Below are 24,304 nucleotides of genomic sequence, written 5' to 3'. Positions count from 1 at the left end.
TAAGCACTAAATAAAATGCTGTGGTTCCATATCGATACTAACGCGCAAGCCGCTTCTAATATCTTTTTGACTCTCTTGTAATATTTCTTCTAGTACTCGCCCTAAATTTTCTTCAAATCGATATTTTATCACCGTTTGATAAAAGTAACGACGATTCATCCTGGCCATTGGTTTTGGTGTTGGCCCTAAAATGATGGCTTGTGGTGTTAAGGCTTGTTTTATTTTATTTGCTATCTCGTGCATTTTTTTTGCTGCTTGAAGCTCTTCTTCATGGCTCACCACAAGTTGCACGGTGTAATAGTAAGGTGGGTATTTCCCTTGTCTTCGCAAATTCATCTCATGCTGATAAAATGCTTCGTAATGCTGATTTTTTGCTAAAGTAATCGCGTAATGTTCTGGGTTAAAGGTTTGAATAATCACTTGACCTAGTTTTTCTCCACGTCCGGCACGACCACTTACTTGTGTTAATAACTGAAACGTCCGCTCACTTGAACGAAAATCAGGTAGATTTAATGCTGTATCTGCATTTAACACACCAACTAACGTCACATTCGGAAAATCGAGTCCTTTTGCTATCATTTGTGTGCCAAGTAAAATATCTGCTTCTTGAGCTTCAAACTTTTGTAATAATCGTTCGTGACTCCCTTTTTTACGTGTCGTATCAACATCCATTCGTAAAATTCTAGCATCTGGTAATAATTGTTGCAGTTCTTCTTCGACTTTTTGTGTCCCAGTCCCATAATAACGAATTTTTTTACTATCACAAATTGGGCAACATTGTGGAATACCTTCTTCATGACCACAATAATGACACTTCATTGATTTTGTATCCATGTGAAGCGTTAATGAGATATCACAATTTGGACAAGGCAGAACATAACCACAATCTCGACACATCATGAAGGAAGAATACCCACGACGATTTAACATCAAGACCGACTGCTCTTTTTTCTCTAGGCGCTCAGTCAATTCAGTTAATAAAGGTGTTGAAAAACTACCTGTGACACCTTGTTTCAACTCACGTCGCATGTCTACCACTGATACAGTTGGTAAAATAGCATTGTCCGAAGCTCGTTTGGTTAACTGTAACAAGTGATACACATTTTTTTGTGCCCTTGCTCGTGATTCTAAAGATGGGGTCGCACTTCCAAGTAACACTGGACAACGATGATACTCCCCACGCCAAATCGCTAAGTTTCTAGCATGATACCTCGGTGATTCATCTTGCTTGTAACTTGTTTCATGTTCCTCATCAATAATAATTAACCCGATATTTTCTAAAGGAGCAAATACTGCCGATCTTGCTCCAACTACAACTTGAGCTTCTTTACGTTCTATTTTACGCCATTCATCATATTTTTCGCCTTGAGATAAGCCGCTATGTAACACTGCGACTTTATCACCAAAGCGTCGTTTAAATCGCGTCACGGTTTGAGGCGTTAAAGAAATTTCAGGAACTAACATAATGGCTGTCTTTCCTTCATCTAAAACATTTGAGATTGCTTGAAGATAGACTTCTGTTTTCCCACTACCAGTGATCCCTTCTAATAAAAATACCTCATTTTTGTTTTCAGATGTAGCTTTTGTCACTCTATCGAGTGCAACTTGTTGCTCATCATTTAAAACTAGCGCTTCGTCTTGCTGAAACACTCTATCTTTATAAGGATCGCGGTACACTTCTCGTTCTTCTTCCAATAGCCAACCTAATTCAGCTGCTTCTTTAATAACTTGTCGTGATAAATCATGCTCTTCAACCAATTCTTTCACTGAAAACTCACCTTCTTGAGCGTCAATAAAAAAATTAAGTAATCGATGCTTTTGATGTGCATTTTTTCTAGTATTTGCTTGAATATCTAATAGCATTTCTCTAGGTAAATTTGCTGTAACGACTTTCATTGTTTTAACTTTATTTTTAGTCGTCACTTCATAGCGAACATCGACACAACCTGCTTGTCTTAACCGGTGTAATTCTGACAAATAGGATGATTCCTTGATTTCTTCCCAATCTCGTTCTCCAAGGCCTAAAAAAACCTCTTCTTCTATGTGCTGTGGCACATCTTTTACCGCTACTAACCACTTTTTGTATGTCGAACGCATCACACTTGGTAACATCGTTTGCAAACACGTAATTTTAAATGCAAATGTGGTTTTTGCCATTTCATCTGCTAGTTGAAGTAATTCGTCATTAACAACTGGATGCAAATCTAAAACACCTACTAAAGGTTTTAATTGATCACTATCTTCTGTTTGATTATTTAAGAAATCAATTCCTACAACAAACCCTTGTATGTGGCGATTTCCATTCCCAAACGGCACTTCAACGCGTACACCAACTTCAACTGCCTCATCAATTTCTTGTGGCACAAGGTAGGTAAATGGCTGATCTGTTTGCATGATTGGAACATCAACTATCACGTGTGCTATCTTTGACATTTTTTCACCTTCTATCGAATAAAAAAACCCAAGAGGTCTATCTCTTAGGTTTTTTATTTACATTTTTTTCTCAAATTGGATGCGTGCTTCAAGTTCTTGATGTTCGCGTCGTTTTAATGCTTTTTTCTCTTCTTCTTGTCTTCTAAGTAATTCTCTTTTTAGCTCTGGATTTGGGTCAATAACCACATCTCCCACAGCGATTTCTTCTAACGCACGGCCAACATTTTTAACTGAAACAAATTTATCTGGTTCAATCATTGGTTGAGCACCTTCGTCTAGTTCATGTGCTCTTTTACTTGCTAAAATAACCAATGAATATTTTGAATCGACTTGCTCTAATAATGAATCTATTGATGGATATAACATAGTTTATAACTCCTTTAACATATTTTCATAGCGATCAATCACATGGTTCACACGGTAATGCTCGCTTTCAATAATTTTTTTAATCCGTTGTACTGCTAATTCAACCTCATCGTTGACTACCGCATAGTCATAATGACGCATCATTTCGATTTCTTCTTTTGCTTTAGTCATTCGTTTTTCAATAACTGCTAACTCATCTGTTCCACGATTAACGATTCGTGCTTTTAATTCACTAAAATCTGGAGGGGTTAAAAAAATAAAGACACCATCTGGCATTTTTTCTTTGACTTTCATGGCTCCTTGCACTTCAATCTCTAAAAAGACATCTTTACCTTCGTCTAGTGTCTTATTCACATAATCAAGTGGTGTACCATAATAATTTCCAACATACTCAGCATATTCTAACATTTTACCTTCAGAAATTAACTGCTCAAACTCTTCTTTTGATCGAAAGAAATAATCCACACCTTCGACTTCACCTTCGCGTTTATTGCGTGTTGTCATTGAAATAGAATACTCAAATTGATTATCATCTTTCTCAAATAACGCTTTTCTGACAGTCCCTTTTCCTACGCCGGATGGACCGGATAATACAATTAATAACCCTCGTTCTGGCATCGTGTCGTCCTCTCACTTACAATTTTCTTAGTTTACCTTCTATAATGCACCCTAAACTTTGTTTTTGCAAGTATCTATAAGAATTTTTATCAATTATTCAATATTCTGAACTTGTTCTCTGATTTTTTCAATCAATGTCTTTAGCTGAATCACACTGGATTTAACATCCAAGTTAGTTGATTTTGAACCAATCGTATTGACTTCTCGATTCATCTCCTGAATCAGAAAATCCATTTCTTTTCCAATAGGTGATTCTTTTTCAATTAATTGTTCCATTGATTGAAGATGCACACTTAATCGATCTAACTCTTCTGTGACATCTCCTTTATCAACTAAAATAGCGACTTCGCTAAGTAAACGTGATTCATCAACTAATGTCTCTGTCATGAGTTCTTCCATTTTTTGTTTTAATTTATCATAATGCTCTTGTTTCAGCTCATTTGTTTTTAGCAATACACGGTTTAGCTCTTCTTTAAGCAGATTAATATATTCTTCAAAAAAAGAGTGTAACCCTGTTCCTTCCGTTTGGCGACTAACATACAAGGCATCTAGAGCTTCATTAAATGTTTTAATTAAATCAATTTCTATCTCATCTGTTGCCTCTTTTTTCTCTTTTACCTCGACAATAGATGGATGCATGACCGCCCCTTCTAAAAACTTCTCAGCAGAAAAAGGTTGGTCTTGGTAACGATGGAATTCTGCCTCTGCCACCTCTTTAACTAAAGCATCTAATACAGCCCAATTAATACTTAATTCCTGTGATGACGCTGCTTCTTTGGTTAACGTAATAAAACACTCTACACGACCTCGTGATAATTGGTCTTTTAATTTATTTTTTAACTCAAGTTCAATATGGTTATACTCTCTTGGCAAACGAACTTGTGCATCTAAAAAACGATGATTAACAGATTTTATGTCCACAACTATCTGATAATCAGTTTTTTGGCATTCGCCATGGCCGTATCCTGTCATACTTTTCATTTTTTCACCTACATTTTTGTTAATGTTTCTTTTAATGCTGCAAACTCTTCGTTGGTTAAAGTGATTCCTTTACCCATCTTTTCATGGTTAGGTGCCCAATCTCGCAAATCAAATTTAGCTGGACGACCGTTCCAACTAATTAGATTCAACTCTTTTGTCCATCCTTTTGTATTTTCTGATAATACAGCAATCTCTTCTAAAATGTCATAAGAAAATTCTTGGCTCATTTGTTTCTCTCCTTTAAAAATCTAATAAACATTGCTTGTAATACTTGTCTCCAACTCACTTCAAATAATCGTTCCACAATATCTGATTTTTCATCTATTAAATGATAGGCATATTCTAACACTGTTTTTTCAGAAAAAGGAACTGTCTGCTTAACATAATCAATCATCCATTCACCTAAGGATATAAGCATATTCTCATCAACAAGTTCTTTCTTTTCATCAAATGATTTAACTAGCTCTTGTTCCAATTCTTGTAATGAATAAACTTTTGAAGGGTCCACTAAAAACATTTTAGCTGTTTCTTCTAATAAAAACACACCAAATACTTCTGGTTGAATGTGATGTTGCATAATCCATTGAACAGATATTTTTTTCCCTAATTTTTTTACGTCCTTACTTGTTTTAAGATACGCTAAAAAATGTTTAGTTAATGTGATGATTTCTTTTTTATATGTCGTAGATTTAATAGCATACCACGTTCCTTCATACACATGGAAAGCTTTCATGGTATCAAGATAGCCTTGCTGCATATTCCAAACCGCTCGTTCTTTATCAAATAACAAAACTGCTCCTAATCCCCATTTACTACTAACTAACGTTTCAGTCACATCTCTTGGTACTCTTGTTGGTTTAATAAAACCAGGCCCTTTAACGTCAATCACAATAAGTTCTGTTGCCCCATGTTTTACCAAAACATCTTTAGGGATATTATTGCGATAGCCTCCATCAATATAGTATTGACCATTAATCTCACAAGCTTTCATTGCCGGATAAAAAGAGGAGGTCGCAAGCAACCACTTACTTAACTCTTCTTTTTGAATATCACTTAAAGACACTACCACTTCTTCCATTTTAGGGGCTAATGTCGCAATAAAATAAAATTCTATTGGTTTTTTATTAGGATCAAACATTTTTTCTTCATCAACCATTGTTTCAATCATATGATAAAGCGGTGTGCTATCAACGCCATTTTCTTTTAAAGCTGACGAAGTTAATACCTTCACACCTTTAATTAATTTTTCTCTTGTTTTATGTTCTGTTTCATCTAATGATAAATTAAGGATTTTTTTCGTTGCAATGTTACGCCACATCTCTTCAGCATCCTCTAAATTCCCCTGAACCATAAAAGCACCATTCAATGCTCCAACAGAAGTGCCGCTAACTAAATCATACTTAATTCCCATTTCTTTAAGCGCATGCCACGCACCGACTTGATAAGAACCTCTTGCTCCTCCGCCACCTAACACAATACCCGTATGATAAGTCACTGTGTAGTAGTAACCTTCTTTGGGAGAAGATTGTTTAACAAAACCTAAGCGAAGTAGTCTTTCTTTTGCCAAAGAAACATCTGAAAAATCAGGTAAATATATCGTGGTTAAGCGACGACTTTTTACAATTTTTTCAAGCATCATCAAACATTCTTTAAATCCAAAGGCCTGTGACACACTTAAGATATTTTTTACAAAAAAAGTTTTTTCACAAACTTCACCATCACACATAGCTAATAGTTGCGTGCCTTTATACCATCCCACTAGTAAGTGGTTGTCATTTAAAGCGATAGTATTACGATAAACATCTTCAAATGCTTTTTGATGACTGTTTTTAAAGGGCAGCCATTCTTTCAAATTGTAACGATTTAAGTTATATAAGTCAGATAGTAGCCATTCCTTTATCATCTTTTTCACCAACTTTTCTTGTTTTTTTATATACGGCTCATTTTTTTATTATGATTATTTGTTTGACTAACTTCGTGATGATTCGTATAATAAAATGAAGAAAGACTTAAAAGGAGAATGACTGATGATTAAAAAGCAACCGTCTACAAAGTCGTCTAAAGAAAATCATGTCAAAAAGTTTACTCGTTTTATCTCCCGCTCGTCACAGCGTTTCATTTCGTCTTTTTTAGATGATGAATCAGAAAAAGAAAAACATTTAACGCATATTCACCAACAAATAAATAAAGCTATTCTACAAAAGAGCCTTGTTGTTTTACAATACCAAGAGCCTTCTCAAACAAATTATGAAACACTTGTTGGCAGAATTTACCAACATGCAGTTAATCGAAACGCCTTAGTCATTAAATTGCAAAAAACAAATGAAATTCGTATGATTTCAGCTAACTATATAAAAAAAATATCGATTATTCACACACACCATTCTCAAACATTATCTATTAGCAAATAAACGACTACCAATATGGGTTCGTTTATTTTTTTATTCTTCTAAAATAATTTGGGCAAATGCTTCCTTATCTGTATGAGTTATGGATACGTGAACACATCCCTCAAAAATCGATTGATAAACCACTGGCTTGCCTGTTTTATCTGATAATACTTCGATATCTTGAAATCCTACTTTTCCAATACCCGTTCCGTAAGCTTTTGAAAAGGCTTCTTTACAGGCAAATCTTCCACCTAAAAACTCTATTTGACGTTTTGTCTTTAATCCATTAAATACTTCAATCTCTTTATTAGTCAAAACACGCCTAATAAATTTAGGGTTATGTTCGATAATCTTCTCAATCCGATGCAATTCAACTGCATCTATACCAATTCCTATAATCATATTGGCACCCCTTTTTTAAATTAACTTAATTATAACGATTACCGAAAAAAAAAGCGAACAGAATCCTTTTATTAAAGTGAAAAATACCAACCTAACAAACGCTAGATTGGTATCAATTCATTATTTATCGTTACTACGGATAACAAATCCACGGCCACCATCTTTTTTCTGTGATGGTTTGTTGTTTGATTTGTTGTTATTATTTTTTTTAGGTGCATCAGAATTGTTATAACGTTTTTTCTTGTTATATTGATCTTTTCCGCGTCCGCCACCTTTATTATTGTTACGACGGTTATAGTTACCACCTTTACCACGGCCACCATTTTTATTGTTACCACGACGGTTTGGTAATGGGCGTTCTGGTGTGATTTTTACAGGAACTTCTGCTGCATCATCTTTAGAAATTTGTTTAATTAATAATGCCGCTAAGTCTTCTGCAGTGTATTCTTCTAGTAAATCACTTGCTGCTAATTGATATTTTTCTAAGCCATTAGCTGCTAATAAATCTTTAATTTCAGTAATCGCTGCACCAATTTGTCCTTCTACTGCTTCTTTTTTAGAAGGTGGACGAAGTGGTGTCATACGTTTTTTCGTTAAGTCTTCAATGACATGTAGATAACCCATTTCATTCGGTGTAACAAATGTTACTGACATACCTTCTTTACCAGCACGACCTGTACGACCAATACGGTGAACATAACTTTCTGGATCTTGTGGAATATCATAGTTGTAAACATGACTCACACCAGAAATATCTAATCCACGAGCTGCCACGTCTGTTGCAACTAAGATATCTAATTCGCCATTTTTAAAGGCTTTTAAAATACTCATACGTTTGTGCTGTGGTAAGTCTCCATGGATACCTTCTGCTTTGTAACCACGCATTTCAAGTCCACGAGCTAATTCGTCTACACGGCGTTTTGTACGACCAAAAACAATTGTCAACTCAGGCGACTGAACATCAAATAAACGTGTCATGACATCAAATTTTTCAAATTCTTTACAACGAACGTAATATTGATCAATTAGGTTAGCTGTCATTTCTTTTGCTTTGATACGAACATGCTCAGGGTCTTGCATGAATTTAACCCCAATACGTTTGATTGAATCTGGCATTGTTGCTGAGAATAATAATGTTTGGCGTTCTGCTGGAACTTTTGAGATGATGGCTTCGATATCATCTAAGAATCCCATATTTAACATTTCATCAGCTTCATCTAATACAAGTGTTTCCACTGTATCTAGTTTCAACGTACGACGGTTAATATGGTCTAATAAACGGCCAGGAGTTCCCACAACAATATGTGGTTTGTTTTTTAACGCACGAATTTGTCGACCAATATCTGCTCCACCATAAACTGATTGAACTTTAACTTTTTTCTCTTTACCTAAACGGTATAACTCTTCTTGTGTTTGAATAGCTAATTCACGTGTTGGTGCAATAACTAATCCTTGTAACTCAGGTCTATTAGGGTCAATTTTATTTAACATCGGTAACCCAAAAGCGGCTGTTTTACCAGTACCTGTCTGTGCTTGACCAATAACGTCTTTTCCTTCCAACGCTAATGGAATTGTCGCACTTTGTACGGGTGTTGCTTCTTCAAACCCAATATTTTCGATTGCTTGTAATAAGCTTTTTTCTAACTGTAATTCACTAAATTTCAAATGATATCCTCCTAGTTTGTTGCTATATCGACTGCTTTTCTTTTTATATAATGAAAAAAAATGAAAATAGGCATTCGTATAATACTATCATATTATCCAATAATTAACAATAAAACCTTGTCTATTCGTGACTTTTTAATAAAAATTCTACCACTTCACTCAGTCCCATTCCATTGCTTGCTTTCAGAAAAACAGTGTCTTTTGGCTGTATTTTTTCCGATAAATGTGTCATCATTTCTTTTTTTTCTGTTTTTCGGTAAAAATGAATAGACCCTTGTGGCATTCTATTATGTAACACGTTATAAAGAGATGCCATGTGTTCACCATACAAATACACTTGGTCAATTTTTTGGGGTGAAATATGTTCGGCGACACTTTCATGCATTTGACTTGAAAGCTCTCCCAACTCTAGCATATCTCCTAATACAACGAATTTTCTACCTTCTAATTTCAAAGCTGAAAATGTATCCAACACTAATTTCATTGCAGTTGGATTAGCATTATACACGTCACTTAAAAGATCAATGCCGTCATTTGTTTTTAACCACTCTGTTCTGTTTTTAGTTAAATCAAATGTTGCCAGCCCATTTTTCATTTTTGAAACTGGCACATTGAAAAAGCGGCCAATCAATAATGCAATTAAAGCATTTTTTACGTTATATCCACCTAAAACAGGAATTGAAAATACTTCTTCTTCAAATAGATTGGTTTCAAACTGTGTATCAACTTTCGTTTCTGAGAGGAGAGAGGCAGATAGAGTTGCTTCTGTTCCAACACCAAAACTTTCAACCGTTTGTGGCACATCTATAATCATTCGTTTTAACAATGGCTCATCATTTGGGATAATCAAAACGCCATCCTCTTTAAGTCCTGCCGTGATCTCCATTTTTGCTTCCGCAATACCAGCTCTAGAACCTAAATACTCAATATGAGATTCGCCAATCAATGTAATCGCAGCGATATCTGGTTTTGCGATATTAGATAGCACTTCGATTTCACCTTTATGATCCATTCCCATCTCTAAAACAAGCATTTCTGTGTCTTCTGGCATCGATAAAATCGTGTAAGGCAAGCCAATATGATTATTATAGTTCCCTTGTGTTTTATATGTTTTATAGTGCTGTGACAAGACTGCTTCTGTCATATCTTTTGTGGTTGTTTTCCCATTACTACCTGTTATACCAATTACTTTTGGATGTACTTTTTCTAAAAAATATTGAGCTAATTGTTGTAATGCAACTAAGGTATCTTTTACCTTGATATAGGAAACATCCTCTGACAATTCTCTTTCTGATAATACTAAAGACGCACCACTTTCAATGGCTTGTGGAATAAAATCATGACCATCTCTTGCTCCTTTAAGAGGAACAAACAAACTATTTTCAATCACTTTTCTAGTATCAAATTCTACCGACTCAACACATTGGTCGTCATGTTGTGTTGCATGATTTACCCCATTAACTGCTGCAACAATCTCGCGTACTGATAAATTCATGGTCTTCCTTCTTTCTATCATCAACAAAAAAAGTTGAACATGTGTCCAACTCTACAACTGTTCAACTTCAATTTGTTGTTTTTTTTCAAAACGTAATTTAGCTAGTTGGATTAATTCCTCTAATAAATCGCCATAATTTAAGCCCATATTTTGCCATAACAAAGGATACATACTAAATGGTGTGAATCCTGGCATGGTATTCACTTCATTTAAAAAGACTTCATTGTTAGCTGTTAAGAAAAAGTCACAACGACTTAACCCACTGCCGTCCAATGTTTGATACGCTTTTCTAGCGTAATATTGCAATGTTTCTTGCAACTCACCTGATATATCAGCTGGAATTTGTAACTCCACTTTATTATCCAAGTATTTTGACTCATATGTGTAAAAAGCAACATCTTTAACGATTTCTCCAGCTAAAGTTGTTCGGATTTCATCGTTACCAAGAACCGCTATTTCTAGTTCACGAGCTTCGATTCCTTGTTCGACAATGACACGACGATCAAAACGAAACGCTTCATCTATTGCTTGAATTAATTCATCTCGAGATTCTGCTTTACTAATTCCAACACTTGACCCCATATTAGCTGGCTTAACAAACATTGGATAAATCAAACTGCCTTCACATTCGGCTAAAATCTCTGCTTGATGGTCTTTGTAACCATTTTTTGTTACAGCCACATACGGTAACTGCGGAATACCTACTTGTTGGAATAATTGCTTACCGATGATTTTATCCATCGCACACGCACTAGCTAACACACCTGCTCCGACATAAGGCATATTAAGAACTTCAAACAATCCTTGAATAGTTCCATCTTCTCCATTTGGTCCATGGAGCACTGGAAATATCACAGCATTCCCCTCTTTTAAATCACTTGGCAAAATCGGTTGTGCGTTAGCAATCGTTAATCGTAAGTCATCTTCATTTAAAGGTGCTTCATTATATATACGTCCTTTTAACCAGTTACCATCCTGAGTAATATATACTAATTGCACAGAGTAATAGTTGTAATAAATCGCTTGTAAAATTGAAAATGCTGACAGTATTGAGACATCATGTTCAGCACTTTTTCCACCATATACTAAAAAAATCTTCATGGTCGTCCTCCTCAATTTGCTAGGATTTAATTATACTCTAGAATGTAATAAAATTCTATTCCTTATTTTTCATCTGTTATATAAAAAAATCCAACTAAAATACTATTGGGTTCTTTATGTGAGTAAAATGCCACGTCATCTTTTGATGTTTATAAGTTAGCACACCTACTTTTTCTTCCATAAACAATTGATTGCTCTCGATTTTTCGTAAATTATCTTCAACAACATGTACTGGAATTCTATACTCACCCTCATCTAGACCAACCTGAGAAAACTCAAATACCGTGCCTTCTTGCATAAGGCTTTTTAGTTCTTTTACGATATCATAAGGTAGAGGATTAATTGTTGTATATCGTTTTGAAAATATCGACCGGTTGGCATTCAATTGATACAATACCTTGTCCGTAATTTTCTTAGCTAACGATTGATAAAACTCATCAATATTTCGATAATATACTTTCATAACCTCTTGCTCTGTTTCGAAGAATGCATAATTATTCTGTAATTTATAAAAAAACGGCGAACGCAATTGCATTTTCATATGAGATAAGTACAATATTTCCGCAATTTCATTAGCTGTTAATCGCTTTAAAGTATCATATTCCTCAAAATCAAGCCACTTTATTTCCTGACGGTTATTATAATTTAGATTACTCAAATAACGATCCACTTGTTCTTGTCCACGAATGACCCTAAAACCTGTATGTGCTTCATACTCCCCTTCAATTTCACTAGCACTAAGCAGCAACAAATTTTTAGGGCGATGAACAGTATAACGATCAAAGTCCTGATGACCTAGTCCCTTTGTTAAAACAGAGTTACTAATGCCATCTAAATGAACATATATATTTTGTCGCAACACTTTCACCTAACTTTCTTTTACTTGTCTATTTCACTAATATAACTATACCATTTTCCTACAACAAAATGAACATATAACCACCTGTAGTTTAATTACGTTTAGATTACAAAAAGCACTTCTTTTTTTTGAAAAACGACATAATAATGTAACATTTTATAATCTTCCTTTCTTTATTTTTTTATTAATTATGGTATGATAGTTGTTAGAATGATAGAAAAAGGGGGCTACTCTCATATCTAAAAAACAAGACACGACACAAAATAGACGATCAACCAAACACAAAAAATCTCAAAAAACAATGGGACAAAAAATTAAAAACTTCTTTTTTAATCTCATTATGGTGATTTTATTTCTTTTTGGCGTTGCATTAATTTTCAATAACCAAATTAAAAACTTTTTAGTAAAAGAAAATACTGCTCAATATCAAGTTAATAAAATTACACGAGAAGATGTCGTCAAAAATGAAAAGAAAGATGCAACATTTGATTTTGACCAAGTTGAGTCTTTAGACTTTAATACAGTAACAAAGTCTCGTGGCCGTGATGTAGGAGATGTTATTGGCGGAATCGCTATCCCTAGCGTGGATTTAAATTTACCCATTTTAAAAGGTGTGTCTAATTACGTCATTTCAGTCGGTGCCGGAACAATGAAGCCTGACCAAACAATGGGTAATGGAAATTACGCTCTAGCAAGTCATTATATGTATGATCCAACCCTTTTATTCGCACCACTCGTTCGAGTAGAATTAGGATCCTCTATTTATTTGACCGACTTAGAATATATTTACGAATATAAAGTCACAATGAAAGAGTACGTTGAGCCAACTCGTGTCGACGTCATCGAAGACGTTCCGGGAAAACGACAAGTCACATTAGTCACATGTGATACTTCAGGTGAGCACCGCCTCATTTTACAAGGTGAGCTAGTTAAGAAAGTTAATGGTAAAAAGGCACCTAAAGATATGCATGATGCCTTTGAATTAGCTCAAAACAATTATTATTAAGACAAAATAAAGGCTCTATGTCAAATCGTGTTGATGGACAATAATATTGATGAAAAAGTCTCAAAAATGAAATAGAATTAATTGAAGTGAGGGAAGAAATTCTCTCGCTTTTTTATTTAACCTGAAAAACTTGATTTTGAATCAAAAAGATACGTCGTTTGAATAGTAGAAAGTTTCGATAGCCATAGGCCACACGTTTAATCACTTTAATTTTATTATTAATGCCTTCTAAGAAACCATTTGAATAGGAGTATTTAAAGGCATTCATGACTCCTTGGGAGAACTTACCAAATATCTTGAATTTATCTTTAAAATACTTTGGTAATTCAACAGGTATCTTTGAACATAACTCTAAAAATAAAACATAATCGTTGGTTCTATAAGCATACTTCAATTCTTGCATAAAATGATACGCTTTTTTTAATAGAGAACTATAAGAAAGTAACTCATCTACCAATTCGGTAGATGACATATTTCTCTTGAATAAAGGACGATAATAAAAGTGTTTATAGTTTAATTCAGAACTGTCCTTTAAAAGGAGTTTCCAATAACGCTTTAATCTTCGATACTGCTTTCCTTCCTCTTGATTGTGGCGTTTTAGCTGTTTCATTTCTTTTATTCTTAAGGTGTTGAAAGAGCGGTTAATATGTTGAATGATATGAAATCGATCTGTAACGATTTCGGCGTTTGGAAAGACTGTTTTTAATAGTTGACCGTAACTTGCATTCATGTCCATGACCAAAAATCTTACTTTTAGACGTGATTTTCTGGAATACTTCATAAAGTAAGAAACCAACTTATGCAATCTTTTATCAGGTAAGATATCGATTATTTTTTTAGATGCCGCATCAGCACAAATAAAGCTCATTCCAGCATGACAATCAGAAGTAGAGCTAAACTCATCTACACAAAGAGCTGTGGGCAAGAAGTTAAAATTAGGTTGCTGATTATTCGTAAATGATACTAACACACGTTTAACAGTATTTTCAGAGACACTGTGGTATTCTGCGATTTTTTTACGTGATTGATTCTCTTTTAAGTCAAAGGCAATTTGGTATTTAAGCTGTTTAGAAATTTGACAATAGTCATCTACTAGAGAAGTAGAAGCACTGAAAGTTGATCCACAGTTTCTACAAAGGTAACGTTCTCTGTGAAGTTTTAGATAAGTTGGGCGACGTTCAACTTCAGGCAATTGACTAATGGTTTGATACGTTCCATTTTTAACGGATTGATAACATCCACATTTCTTGCATTGCTTATCTTTATTCACTAATCTTCCTGTAATCATGTTAACTGAGCGGTTGTTTCTCGCTTCGCGAGACAACCAATCCTCATTAAAAATAAGAGAATCATCTGTTAAATTGAGTAGTTTTCTTGTATTATTATCCATAGGGGTATTCTCCTTTGTAATGTTAGTTATAGTCGACTTAATTTTACCAATAAGAATGCCCCTTTTTCTATGCCTAAAATAAAAAATCGCATTGATAGAATTTAATCTATCAACACGATTTAGTGTACAGCCCAAATAAAAACTTTTCAGCGTAGAACTAACCACGCTGAAAAGTTTTTTATATATTCGGCAAGTAAAAGTTACGATTATCTAATCCAAAAATACGTTCAGTATACTCACCTGGATTAATTTGTTTTAAAGAACCTAACATCATCTGAATTGACGCATCTAGATTATCTAAATGATGTAGGACTTCTGCTTCCATAATTTTCGGTCTAACAGGAGAACCATATTCTAACAGTCCATGATGAGCTAGTACCACATGTTTTAAAACTAATACTTCCTCATCTAACTCAGGGATGTTTAATTCAATACATGCTTTTGTAATTTCCTCATCAATCATGACAATATGTCCCAATAAATTTCCAGCTAATGTGTACTCTGTTGCAACTGGTCCTGACAGTTCATGGACTTTCCCTAAATCATGCAACATCACCCCTGCATATAATAAAGATGGATTCAGCTCAGAGTATTCATTTGCCACTGATTTTGCCAATCGCAACATCGTTAATGTATGAAAAGCAAGCCCTCCGGCAAACGCATGATGATTACGTTTTGCAGCCGGATATTCAAAGAATTCTTTTTGATATTTACTAAAAATATGACGGACAATTCGATGCCATTTTGCTTGTGTAATATCTAACAAATAATCATTAAATTCTTGCTTCATCTCATCAATATCAATCGGTGCTTTTTCCATGTATAACGACGGATCTGTTGGCTCACCTTCTTTAGCCAAACGAAGATGCATAATTTTCACTTGCGGCATATTTTGATAAAGTTCACGCTTTCCATTCAACAACACAACATTTCCTGTAGTAAATGTCGCAATGTCTTCATCTGACGCACCCCAATACTTGCCATCTATTGTGCCTGAGTTGTCTTGAAAAGTAAACGCGATAAACTTTTTACCATTTCTAGCGATTCGAACATCAGCCGTTTTGAGTAAAACAAATGTTTCAAACGTTTCATCTACCACTAATTCTCTCAATTTTTTCATGCTGTCTCTTCCTCTCCAATAACCAATACAGACTGATCTTTTGTTTCAAAATAATCCCTCATGGTTGTATCAGACGTTAAACAAATTACCTGGTTGTCTTTACCTAACATATCTAATAACTTAAACAGTGTGGCTTTACGTGTATCATCAAAGTGCAACCAACCATCATCAATAATAATCGGTGAGCCATAATCTTCACTATGCAAGTGGATAAAGGCTAAACGAAAGGCCATATACAACTGATCTTTTGTTCCTGTCGATAATTGGTCGATTTTCCACTGTCTTTGATGATTGTCTACAATAATGAGTTGACCATCATCAACTAGCACTTTGTGATACGTTTTATTAGTTAGTAAATTGAAGTAACCTGTGACAGTACCTAAAAGTGTTGGAAGCTGTTGATCCGATAAATATTGGAATAAACGTTGAACTAATTCTTCAGAAAAACGTAGCGTTAACCACTGTTCGGTCATTTCTTCAATCTTAGATAATTGAGTTGCTCGCTCTTGACGTAAATCATCCAATGAGCCATTTTTTTCCATTTGTTTCATATCATAATCAATCTGTTGCCACTCTGTTTGATAAGCCTTTTCTTGATCTTTAAGCTCATCTTGGTCTGCTTTTAATTTCATTAAACTTTTATTAATTGACAATAAGTTATAATTATTAGACAAATCAAATACATTCTCTAATTGATTTTCTAATTCATCCATACGATTGGCATTTTGATCCAACTGCTCTTGACGATTTAACCATTCTTTTGCTACATCAATTGGTGTTGATTTATGCTGATTAGTTAAGTCATTAATCAATGTTTGGCAAGCTGATTTTTGATGTCTGATAGAAGCTAATTCACTTTGGATGTTATTTGTTTCGCTACCTTCCAAACGATTGATGGCTTCTTTTTGTGTATCCGTAAATTTTTTGACTTCTTTAAAGCTCTCACGTATGTTTTTACCTTCTAAAGGAATCCAATCTTTGGCAAATGAAAGAGACTCTTTATATGACGTAATGGCTTTATCAATTGTTGCAAGTTGTAATGTCATCTCTTGCTCATTTTTTTGGATATCACGTAATTGACTAAAAACGGGTAAAGTCGTTAACCACATTGATACCGTTTCATCTATAGGGAAACCATAAGCTGTCACCCATTGTTCTTTTTGTTTTTTTACTAACGCTTCTTGTTCATTGAAACTTGCTAAGTTTTTTTCTAAATCATTTAGCTCATCAGCCAATTGATCGGCTTCATTTAGTTGCTGTTTATATATAGACTTAGCCTCTTCAGGTGTTACAGGATGATATTTGGGTACTTTATTTGCTTTAATAAACCCAAACACACCTAAACCAACAAATGCTGCTACAATAACGTACAACCATGACAAGCCTAAAACAATGGCCAACAATAACATCATGACTGCAATCGCAAGTGACAAACCAGAAAACATTTTGATTGTAAATGAATCAAAGAATGGTGCCTCATCTATCTCACCATCTTCTGAGTGACTCATTGATGGAATAGATAACTGATTTTCTGATTTAGATAATTCTTTATCTAGATTTCGTTGTCTAATTGACAAGCGACTTTTTTCATTAGATAAAATGACTTGTTTTCTAAGTAACTCTTCCTCTGCTTCAGCTAGCTCTTTTAACGACTCTTCTTCTTTATCTTCAATCACAACATCAAGTAAGGCATTTGACAAACGATACTTATCGTACAACTCTTTTTTACTAGATGTGTAAGCCTCCAACTGTTGTTGCAACACTTCTTGACGCTCACTGATAGATTGAACACTTAATTGATCATCTAACAATTGGTCAAATAATTCTTGATTTTCAAGATAAAATTGGACAGCTGGCGTGATATCTTTAATGATATCACTTTGATTTTCTAATAATTCAGTTTCTTTTTTCGTTAAGAATTTATATTCTTGTAACGCTTCAGACACACTTTTAACTGTCGTTTTTGGTGCTTGTTCTGTGCTACTTCCACCTGTTTCTTGATTTAGCGTTTGCCATTCAGTATAAAGTGGGAAATATTTTTGTTGCTCTAGTAATGTTTTTTCAAGAGACATACTATCTTCAAGCTCTTTTTTCTCTTTTTCTAATAGTTTTTCTAACTCAAGTCGTCGATTCCATTTAGTACGATAAGTATTTTCCTGTTCCTCAACCAATCTAATACTTTGTTCTAAGCGATTAAACTCTTTCAATTGTTGATTTAATAAAGGAATTCTACCTGATGGCTTATAAATTTGTTGTCTATCCTTTAAAAAATCATTTGAAATAGCTGTTAGCCTTTCACTGCCTGTCAAGCCAACCGTTAGGAGCAAACGCTGTAATCTTACTTCATTCAACTCATTTAGATCAGTCAGTTGTTCTTGTTGAAAACTGAATACTTCATCAAACACTTCTTTCGTTAGTGGTGTTATCAACGATATCAATAAGTGCTCATCACCTACTCGACCATCCTCTAATCTAACGTATGCTTGACCTTTATTCTTTTCTTTGAAACGTTCGATATATAACTCCCCATGAATAGGATGATCCACAATAATATGACCACCATACGTTGCACCTTCTACTGGAGTGAAATCACGTACCATGTCTCTTTTCTTAGGAAACCCAAATAAAATCGTGCGAATGAAATGATAAAGCGTAGATTTTCCAGATTCATTGTCACCAAAAATGAGCTGATTATCTTCCTTAAGATTGAAGACTTGATTATTAAATTTTCCAAATCCATTTATATATAATCGTCTTATTTTCATTGGCCTACTCCATTTTTAAAAATCATTTTATCTTTTACTAACTGACTACTTTCTTCAACAATCCGCTGAATGTCTTCTTCATCAAATATTATATTAGTCCCCACAATTGGCTGTTGGACAATGTCCTTAGCGACTGAAAAAAACTCATTTCGTTGTAGAAAATGCTGAGACAAATCATCAATTAAACTCGCTTCAAAGCCCATAATTAATTGATTTGATTTAATTGGTTCAATCACAATATCTACTAACCAAATATAATACGATGTTTTGCGTAGTAGTTGACGTTGTAAGTAGCTTAGTATTTCTTCTTTGTGTAATAATAATTCACTAATGCCCTCTTCTGATGATGGGCTTAGCTTTACAACTAATAACGTGACTTCTTTCATGTATCTAGCTGCTATAATTTCTTTTTCTATTTTTGCTAATTGTTCTGCTCTTGTTGTTTCTTTTAATGAGATATCTTGTTGTACCCATGTTGCTTTACTCACATCAATAAAACGTTGAGAAACACTTGATCCACTAATCTCAACAAAACTAACACCTTTAGTGTCTCGTTCTTTTCTTGTATGTCCTTGAGGTGTTCCAGGATAAATTGTTAATGGTTTTTCCATTAATTCTTCACTCTTATGAATATGCCCCAATCCCCAATAATCATATGTTGATTTTAATTGTGATAAAGAAAACGGTGCGTACTTACCTTCTTGTCCAATTTCGCCATGATAAAAACCAATATGATAATCCGTTTCAGTACTTCTCTCAGGAAATTCCAACGCTTTTTGGTCAGTAATCCACTGATGTTCATAAGAAAACCCACTAATCGAAACACTTTGACCGTTCTTTAAAGTCAGTACTTTTGTCGTTACTTCTTCTTTGTCAAAAAGTACGACATTTTCTGGCCAGTCAAACCAGTAACGACTCTTAGTATAGTAATCATGGTTGCCAAAAGACATCACCACTGTAATGTGATGCTCTTCTAATTTTTTAAACTGGTCCATAATAAATTTTTGTGTATAGATTGATGATGTTGCTTGATGAAACGTATCACCTACCACTAATAAAAAATCCACTGACTTTTTAATACACAAATCAATAATTGCTTCAAATACTTGATAATTTATTTGTTGTATCTCTTTTTGGAACGCTACATCTTCTGTAGTAATCCCAGAAAAAGGTTGATCTATATGTAAATCTGCCATATGAATAAATTTCATGCGCCACACTCCTTTTACTATCATCACATATTAAAGAAAATAAGTTCTATAAAAAATATAGGCGGTTAAGCACTTGCTTAACCACCCATTATTGTGTCGATTAATCTAACGTATATAAATCTTGAACTGGTTGCATAATGATGCGGTTTAAGTCATTAACAATCATACTAAAAGCTTGTTCTTTTTGCATTAAATCTTGGATTAATGCTTCACCTTGAACTTTTTCTGCCATTTCTTGTGCTTTTTGAGCATCTTCGTCAGAAAATTCTTCACCTTGCATTTGTTTTTGTTGTAAGGTCATTTGTAGTTCTTGAAATGCCTTAAATAATTCAAATGCTTCTTGATCAGCTTTTACTGCATCAAAAGCACTACTTAAAGCTAAAAATTCATCCATTTGACGAATTTCACGTTCGATTTGATTGGCACTATCATAAATATTATTTGACATATGTATGCTCCTTTAATAGAAATTTATTCTCTTAATATTGTAACATGTTTCGCTAAAAAAACCTACTCTTATTGGGTTACTCTGCCCCAAATACCTTGCCAAGCTTCGCCAACTTTATCTAGACCTTTTTTGATACCATCTCCAACTGTGTCTGCACCTTGTTTGATTTTTCCACCCACATCATTTAATGTGTCACCAATTCCGTCTAGTTTTCCATTAGTCGTCGTGTTATTTTCTTGGCTACCAATATACTCTTCAGTTTGTGTGGCGTCTTTTACTGGAAACGGCGTGTTAGGAGAGGCTCCCAATATACTTTGCATCTCTGTTCTAAACACATTTGAAATATAGCTACTATCGTTTCCTGGTAAATAATGGTCCGGGCCACTCTTATCAAAACCAATCCATGTAGCTACCACCACATCTGGTGTGTACCCTATCATCCACTGATCTTTTGACATACCATCTGCATTTATATTTTCAGTCGTTCCTGTTTTACCGGCTATTTGATAACCGTACGGCTGAGCAGCGGCTCCTGTTCCTGAACTATATACACCTTGAAGCATACTTGTCATCTCTTCAGCCACTTCAGGTGTTGTCACGCGTGTTGATTTTGGTTTTTGATTTTCATAAATAATCACACCATGTGAATCTTCAATTTTTGTAATAAAATGTGTTTCTTTTCTAACTCCCTCGTTAGCAAATACCGTATACGCACTTGCCATGTCGATTGGTCTAGCTCCTTTTGTTAGGCCACCTAACGCAAGTCCATAATACTTATCTTCTTGGTCTAGCTTAATACCAAACTGTTCAACTTTTTTATATCCTCTATCAATGCCAATCTCATGCATTAGCCAAACTGCAGGAGCATTTAAACTACGAATCAATGCATTCGTCATAGATGTTTCACCACTATATGTGCGAGAGAAGTTATGCACATCATAATAAGATAACTCTTCATCTTTTAACATATCATCTGGTTTGTATCCTGCTTCTAAAGCTGGCGTATAAACAGATAGAGGTTTCATCGTAGAACCTGGTGATAATTTTGAATCAGTCGCACGATTCCATCCACGATACGTGTACTCACCACGCCCTCCAATAATCCCCATCACACCACCAGAGCTAGGATTAATCGCCACAGACGTTCCTTCTACAATGGCACCATCTGACGCTGCAGGAGGAAACAAACTATCATCTGCAAACGTTTTGTCCATGCCTTGTTGATACACTTGATCTAAAGCTGTATATATTTTGTATCCGCCATTCGAAATTTCCGCATCTGTTAAGCCTGTTTTATCAGTCGCTTCAGAAATGACCGCGTCAAAGTAATAAGGATATTTGTATGATTCCTTATCGGGTACATAGGTATCCGTTAAATAAATCGGTTCTTTCATCAAACCATCTGCCGTAGCCTTATCTAATTTTCCATTATCAACCATCACAGATAGCACTGTGTTACGGCGATTGACTGCATAATCCATATGATCAATCGGATTGTATAAACTAGGACCTTTCAACACACCAACAAGTACAGCTGCTTCATCAATCGTTAAATCTTTAGCATCTTTACCAAAATATTTCTTGGATGCATCTTGAATTCCCCAAACTCCACTACCAAAGTACGATTTGTTTAAGTACATTTCTAAAATTTCATCTTTTGAATACTCTTTTTCCAACTCTATTGCTAAAAAGAGTTCTTTTGCTTTACGCGTATAAGTTTGTTGTTGGTCTAAAAAGGCATTTTTTGCTAACTGCTGTGTGATAGTACTCCCACCACCACCGCTATTATTTCTTCTAATCACTTTTCTAGCTGCGGCTCTTAAAATCCCTTTCACATCGTATCCTTTATGCTGATAAAAGCGGCGGTCCTCTGTAGAAATCAAGGCATCTACCACATACGGTGAGATGTTATCTAACGTTACAAACGTTCCACCATTTTTCCTTAGTTTACCAGCTTCATCGCCGTCTTTATCATAAATCGTCGTGGATTGTTCCAAACCTGCTTTTAACCCAGACACATTCATACTCTTAGCTAAATAAAACAGATAAATGCTTGTGACTAAGACAACTGTTAAAGCTGTTAATAAAATTATTTTATTGATATGGTATTTCTTCCATATTCTTTTTTGATGTACTCGAAATGTTTGCCAATGAGGTTTTAACCATGCACCAAACCTGATTAGCCAGGATTTTATCACTTCTAAATACTTCTTAACTTGTTCCATGATAATGTCCTTTCTATTAAATTTTATAAATTTAGTGTATCATATTATCATAAATAACTGATACGTCTAAAGACTTATCTTCATAAGTCTATTAAAGATACCAAACAAACATTAAATTACTACATGATATTTTTTAAAAAACGTTTAAATTAGAAAAAGGAGTCCACTTATGCAGCTGTCTATCACTTTACCAAAAGGAACACATGAAACTACGATTCGTGACCTACTAGAAAACGATTGGCTTATTCCTAGGAAAGTCCGACATTTTTTAAGAACACGAAAAAATGTGTTAAAAAATAATCAACCTGTCATGTTCCATGAAACTGTTATAGCTAGTGATACAGTGACGATGATTTTCGAAGATAGTGATTATACAAAGCCTGACATTTCCTTAGGGAATAAAGAGGCGGTCAATGTCTTATGGGAAGATGAACACCTCATCATCGTCAACAAAGCATACGGTCAAAAAACTCATCCAAATCAACCTCAAGAGTCAGATACCTTACTAAACGACTTGGCTGCATATTTAGCTCCTAAGAATCAAGAGCCGTATGTTGTGCATAGACTTGATAAAGAAACAAGCGGTGCCATTGTTTTTGCAAAACATCCAATTATTTTGCCTATACTTGGTAGATTATTAGAACAAAAGAAAATCAATCGCTATTATGAAGCCGAAGTAAGTGGGATTATCAAAGAAAAAAAATTGACTATTGATAAACCTATCGGACGCCATCGTCATGACAGACGAAAACGTGTAGTTGATACAAAAAAAGGTGCACAAGCTAGAACTCATGTATCCGTAGTTGAGGTGTTGAAAAATACAACTCATATCAAATGTAAACTTGATACAGGACGCACACATCAAATCCGTGTACACTTAGAGAGCATAAAACACCCCATCATTGGCGACCCTTTATACAATCCATCATCAACCTATCCTAGACTACAGCTTCATGCAAAATCGCTTCACTTAGTACACCCTTTTACGAATGAAGACATTGTTGTTCAAGCAATGCCCAGTTTATTTGAAATCAAACAATAGAAAGGACTGTTTAATTTGGCTAAAACACTTTATTTAATGCGACATGGACAAACTCTTTTTAATCAACTAGGAAAAATTCAAGGATTTTGTGATTCACCTTTGACAGATGAAGGGATTCGACAAACTCATATTGCAAAAAAATACTTTGAAGATAACCACATCGAGATTGATGCTTTTTATTCATCAACGCAGGAACGTGCATGTGACACGTTAGAAATCGTTGCTGGACACGATCACTATAAACGTTTAAAAGGATTAAAAGAATGGCATTTTGGATTATTTGAAGGTGAGAGTGAAAGATTAAACCCTAAAATTAAACCAGGTGAAACGTCATACGGTGATGCTTTTGTTCCGTACGGTGGGGAATCAGCCAGTGATGTCCAAAAACGTATGATCGATACATTAACTAAAGTAATGAAAGAAGATAACTCTGATACAATTTTAGCAGTTAGTCATGGTGGGGCTATGTACTTATTTATTCAAGCTTGGTTAGATTTTAAAACAGTCTCTACTATTGCTTTTTCAAATTGCTCAATCCTAAAATTTTCATTTGAGAACGATAAATTTATGTTTATTGAAGCAATCAATCATAAATTTTAAAAAGTAAAAGAGGCTGATCTAAAAGTATTAGAATAGAAAAAGTCCCATGAAATCCGTTAATTATAACGTTTATTTCATGAGATTTCTATTTTGATAATGGAGTGATTCTTATTTTAAAAGTTACTTTTGGGTCAGACTTATTTAATAGCCCCAGAAGGAATCACTACTCGCATAACCTCTAAATAGG

The 24,304-nt window shown here is 34.6% G+C and carries 21 protein-coding genes; 4 read left to right on the top strand and 17 right to left on the bottom strand.

Features of this window, described 5'->3' with window-relative positions:
• Positions 1-6: 6 nt before the first annotated feature.
• From priA to BW731_RS06665, 6 genes are all read right to left on the bottom strand, one after another.
• Positions 7-2,433: a primosomal protein N' gene (priA, locus tag BW731_RS06690; RefSeq protein ID WP_079346737.1), complete on the bottom strand. Its 2,427-nt coding sequence runs from the start codon at positions 2,431-2,433 to the stop codon at positions 7-9.
• A gap of 57 nt (positions 2,434-2,490) precedes the next feature.
• Positions 2,491-2,799 carry a DNA-directed RNA polymerase subunit omega gene (gene rpoZ, locus BW731_RS06685; protein ID WP_071456043.1) on the bottom strand — a complete coding sequence of 103 codons (309 nt, stop codon included), beginning with the start codon at positions 2,797-2,799 and terminating at the stop codon, positions 2,491-2,493.
• Positions 2,800-2,802: 3 nt separating this feature from the next.
• On the bottom strand, positions 2,803-3,417 hold the full coding sequence (gene gmk, locus BW731_RS06680) for a guanylate kinase (RefSeq protein WP_079346734.1): 615 nt from the start codon (positions 3,415-3,417) through the stop codon (positions 2,803-2,805).
• 93 nt (positions 3,418-3,510) lie between these two features.
• Complete coding sequence (locus BW731_RS06675) at positions 3,511-4,398, bottom strand: YicC/YloC family endoribonuclease (RefSeq protein WP_079346731.1); 888 nt, start codon at positions 4,396-4,398, stop codon at positions 3,511-3,513.
• Between the two features lie 8 nt (positions 4,399-4,406).
• Positions 4,407-4,625 (bottom strand): YdbC family protein, encoded by a 219-nt coding sequence (locus tag BW731_RS06670; RefSeq protein WP_079346728.1) that lies wholly within the window; start codon positions 4,623-4,625, stop codon positions 4,407-4,409.
• Positions 4,622-6,301 (bottom strand): patatin-like phospholipase family protein, encoded by a 1,680-nt coding sequence (locus BW731_RS06665; protein ID WP_079346725.1) that lies wholly within the window; start codon positions 6,299-6,301, stop codon positions 4,622-4,624. Before BW731_RS06665 ends, BW731_RS06670 begins: the two co-directional genes overlap by 4 nt.
• A gap of 124 nt (positions 6,302-6,425) precedes the next feature.
• Between BW731_RS06665 and BW731_RS06660 the strand changes: the two genes are divergently transcribed.
• Positions 6,426-6,809, top strand: coding sequence for a hypothetical protein (locus BW731_RS06660; RefSeq protein WP_079346722.1), 384 nt, complete (start codon positions 6,426-6,428; stop codon positions 6,807-6,809).
• A gap of 30 nt (positions 6,810-6,839) precedes the next feature.
• Here BW731_RS06660 and acpS read toward each other — a convergent pair whose 3' ends face one another.
• The 5 genes from acpS to BW731_RS06635 all read right to left on the bottom strand — a co-directional run bounded on the left by acpS (position 6,840) and on the right by BW731_RS06635 (position 12,310).
• Positions 6,840-7,190, bottom strand: a complete 351-nt coding sequence (gene acpS, locus BW731_RS06655) for a holo-ACP synthase (RefSeq protein ID WP_079346719.1) — start codon at positions 7,188-7,190, stop codon at positions 6,840-6,842.
• Positions 7,191-7,310: 120 nt separating this feature from the next.
• The gene (locus BW731_RS06650) at positions 7,311-8,855 is read right to left on the bottom strand and encodes a DEAD/DEAH box helicase (RefSeq protein WP_079346718.1); all 1,545 of its coding nucleotides are present in this window, start codon (positions 8,853-8,855) and stop codon (positions 7,311-7,313) included.
• Positions 8,856-8,976: 121 nt separating this feature from the next.
• Complete coding sequence (locus BW731_RS06645; protein ID WP_079346716.1) at positions 8,977-10,350, bottom strand: UDP-N-acetylmuramoyl-tripeptide--D-alanyl-D-alanine ligase; 1,374 nt, start codon at positions 10,348-10,350, stop codon at positions 8,977-8,979.
• Positions 10,351-10,401: 51 nt separating this feature from the next.
• Positions 10,402-11,451, bottom strand: a complete 1,050-nt coding sequence (locus tag BW731_RS06640; protein ID WP_079346714.1) for a D-alanine--D-alanine ligase — start codon at positions 11,449-11,451, stop codon at positions 10,402-10,404.
• A gap of 94 nt (positions 11,452-11,545) precedes the next feature.
• Entirely contained in the window at positions 11,546-12,310 is a 765-nt protein-coding gene (locus BW731_RS06635; protein WP_079346712.1) for a hypothetical protein, read from the bottom strand.
• Positions 12,311-12,611: 301 nt separating this feature from the next.
• Between BW731_RS06635 and BW731_RS06630 the strand changes: the two genes are divergently transcribed.
• Positions 12,612-13,316 carry a class A sortase gene (locus BW731_RS06630; RefSeq protein WP_143592749.1) on the top strand — a complete coding sequence of 235 codons (705 nt, stop codon included), beginning with the start codon at positions 12,612-12,614 and terminating at the stop codon, positions 13,314-13,316.
• Between the two features lie 112 nt (positions 13,317-13,428).
• Here BW731_RS06630 and BW731_RS06625 read toward each other — a convergent pair whose 3' ends face one another.
• The 6 genes from BW731_RS06625 to BW731_RS06600 form a co-directional block, all read right to left on the bottom strand.
• Entirely contained in the window at positions 13,429-14,706 is a 1,278-nt protein-coding gene (locus BW731_RS06625) for an ISL3 family transposase (protein ID WP_079346503.1), read from the bottom strand.
• 178 nt (positions 14,707-14,884) lie between these two features.
• Positions 14,885-15,826 (bottom strand): 3'-5' exoribonuclease YhaM family protein, encoded by a 942-nt coding sequence (locus tag BW731_RS06620; protein ID WP_079346710.1) that lies wholly within the window; start codon positions 15,824-15,826, stop codon positions 14,885-14,887.
• Positions 15,823-18,591 carry an AAA family ATPase gene (locus tag BW731_RS06615; RefSeq protein WP_079346708.1) on the bottom strand — a complete coding sequence of 923 codons (2,769 nt, stop codon included), beginning with the start codon at positions 18,589-18,591 and terminating at the stop codon, positions 15,823-15,825. The genes BW731_RS06620 and BW731_RS06615 overlap by 4 nt, the downstream gene beginning before the upstream one ends.
• Positions 18,588-19,802 (bottom strand): metallophosphoesterase family protein, encoded by a 1,215-nt coding sequence (locus BW731_RS06610; RefSeq protein WP_158080171.1) that lies wholly within the window; start codon positions 19,800-19,802, stop codon positions 18,588-18,590. The genes BW731_RS06615 and BW731_RS06610 overlap by 4 nt, the downstream gene beginning before the upstream one ends.
• A gap of 100 nt (positions 19,803-19,902) precedes the next feature.
• Entirely contained in the window at positions 19,903-20,250 is a 348-nt protein-coding gene (locus BW731_RS06605; protein ID WP_079346704.1) for a YlbF family regulator, read from the bottom strand.
• Between the two features lie 68 nt (positions 20,251-20,318).
• A complete protein-coding gene (locus tag BW731_RS06600; protein WP_079346702.1) occupies positions 20,319-22,475 on the bottom strand; it encodes a PBP1A family penicillin-binding protein in 2,157 nt (718 codons plus the stop codon).
• Between the two features lie 169 nt (positions 22,476-22,644).
• Between BW731_RS06600 and BW731_RS06595 the strand changes: the two genes are divergently transcribed.
• Positions 22,645-23,517 carry an RluA family pseudouridine synthase gene (locus BW731_RS06595; RefSeq protein WP_079346700.1) on the top strand — a complete coding sequence of 291 codons (873 nt, stop codon included), beginning with the start codon at positions 22,645-22,647 and terminating at the stop codon, positions 23,515-23,517.
• Between the two features lie 36 nt (positions 23,518-23,553).
• On the top strand, positions 23,554-24,117 hold the full coding sequence (locus BW731_RS06590) for a histidine phosphatase family protein (RefSeq protein ID WP_079348574.1): 564 nt from the start codon (positions 23,554-23,556) through the stop codon (positions 24,115-24,117).
• Positions 24,118-24,304 lie beyond the last annotated feature (187 nt).

The sequence above is a fragment of the Vagococcus martis genome, from assembly GCF_002026305.1.
Lineage (GTDB): Bacteria > Bacillota > Bacilli > Lactobacillales > Vagococcaceae > Vagococcus > Vagococcus martis.
Note: the sequence above shows the minus strand (reverse complement) of the source record. Positions and strands in the feature narration are given on the sequence as shown.

Coding starts and splice junctions, on each gene's coding strand:
- priA (WP_079346737.1), bottom strand. CDS start 2,433: ATGTCAAAGATAGCACACGTGATAGTTGATGTTCCAATCATGCAAACA.
- rpoZ (WP_071456043.1), bottom strand. CDS start 2,799: ATGTTATATCCATCAATAGATTCATTATTAGAGCAAGTCGATTCAAAA.
- gmk (WP_079346734.1), bottom strand. CDS start 3,417: ATGCCAGAACGAGGGTTATTAATTGTATTATCCGGTCCATCCGGCGTA.
- BW731_RS06675 (WP_079346731.1), bottom strand. CDS start 4,398: ATGAAAAGTATGACAGGATACGGCCATGGCGAATGCCAAAAAACTGAT.
- BW731_RS06670 (WP_079346728.1), bottom strand. CDS start 4,625: ATGAGCCAAGAATTTTCTTATGACATTTTAGAAGAGATTGCTGTATTA.
- BW731_RS06665 (WP_079346725.1), bottom strand. CDS start 6,301: ATGATAAAGGAATGGCTACTATCTGACTTATATAACTTAAATCGTTAC.
- BW731_RS06660 (WP_079346722.1), top strand. CDS start 6,426: ATGATTAAAAAGCAACCGTCTACAAAGTCGTCTAAAGAAAATCATGTC.
- acpS (WP_079346719.1), bottom strand. CDS start 7,190: ATGATTATAGGAATTGGTATAGATGCAGTTGAATTGCATCGGATTGAG.
- BW731_RS06645 (WP_079346716.1), bottom strand. CDS start 10,350: ATGAATTTATCAGTACGCGAGATTGTTGCAGCAGTTAATGGGGTAAAT.
- BW731_RS06640 (WP_079346714.1), bottom strand. CDS start 11,451: ATGAAGATTTTTTTAGTATATGGTGGAAAAAGTGCTGAACATGATGTC.
- BW731_RS06630 (WP_143592749.1), top strand. CDS start 12,612: ATGGGACAAAAAATTAAAAACTTCTTTTTTAATCTCATTATGGTGATT.
- BW731_RS06625 (WP_079346503.1), bottom strand. CDS start 14,706: ATGGATAATAATACAAGAAAACTACTCAATTTAACAGATGATTCTCTT.
- BW731_RS06620 (WP_079346710.1), bottom strand. CDS start 15,826: ATGAAAAAATTGAGAGAATTAGTGGTAGATGAAACGTTTGAAACATTT.
- BW731_RS06615 (WP_079346708.1), bottom strand. CDS start 18,591: ATGAAAATAAGACGATTATATATAAATGGATTTGGAAAATTTAATAAT.
- BW731_RS06610 (WP_158080171.1), bottom strand. CDS start 19,802: ATGAAATTTATTCATATGGCAGATTTACATATAGATCAACCTTTTTCT.
- BW731_RS06605 (WP_079346704.1), bottom strand. CDS start 20,250: ATGTCAAATAATATTTATGATAGTGCCAATCAAATCGAACGTGAAATT.
- BW731_RS06600 (WP_079346702.1), bottom strand. CDS start 22,475: ATGGAACAAGTTAAGAAGTATTTAGAAGTGATAAAATCCTGGCTAATC.
- BW731_RS06595 (WP_079346700.1), top strand. CDS start 22,645: ATGCAGCTGTCTATCACTTTACCAAAAGGAACACATGAAACTACGATT.
- BW731_RS06590 (WP_079348574.1), top strand. CDS start 23,554: ATGCGACATGGACAAACTCTTTTTAATCAACTAGGAAAAATTCAAGGA.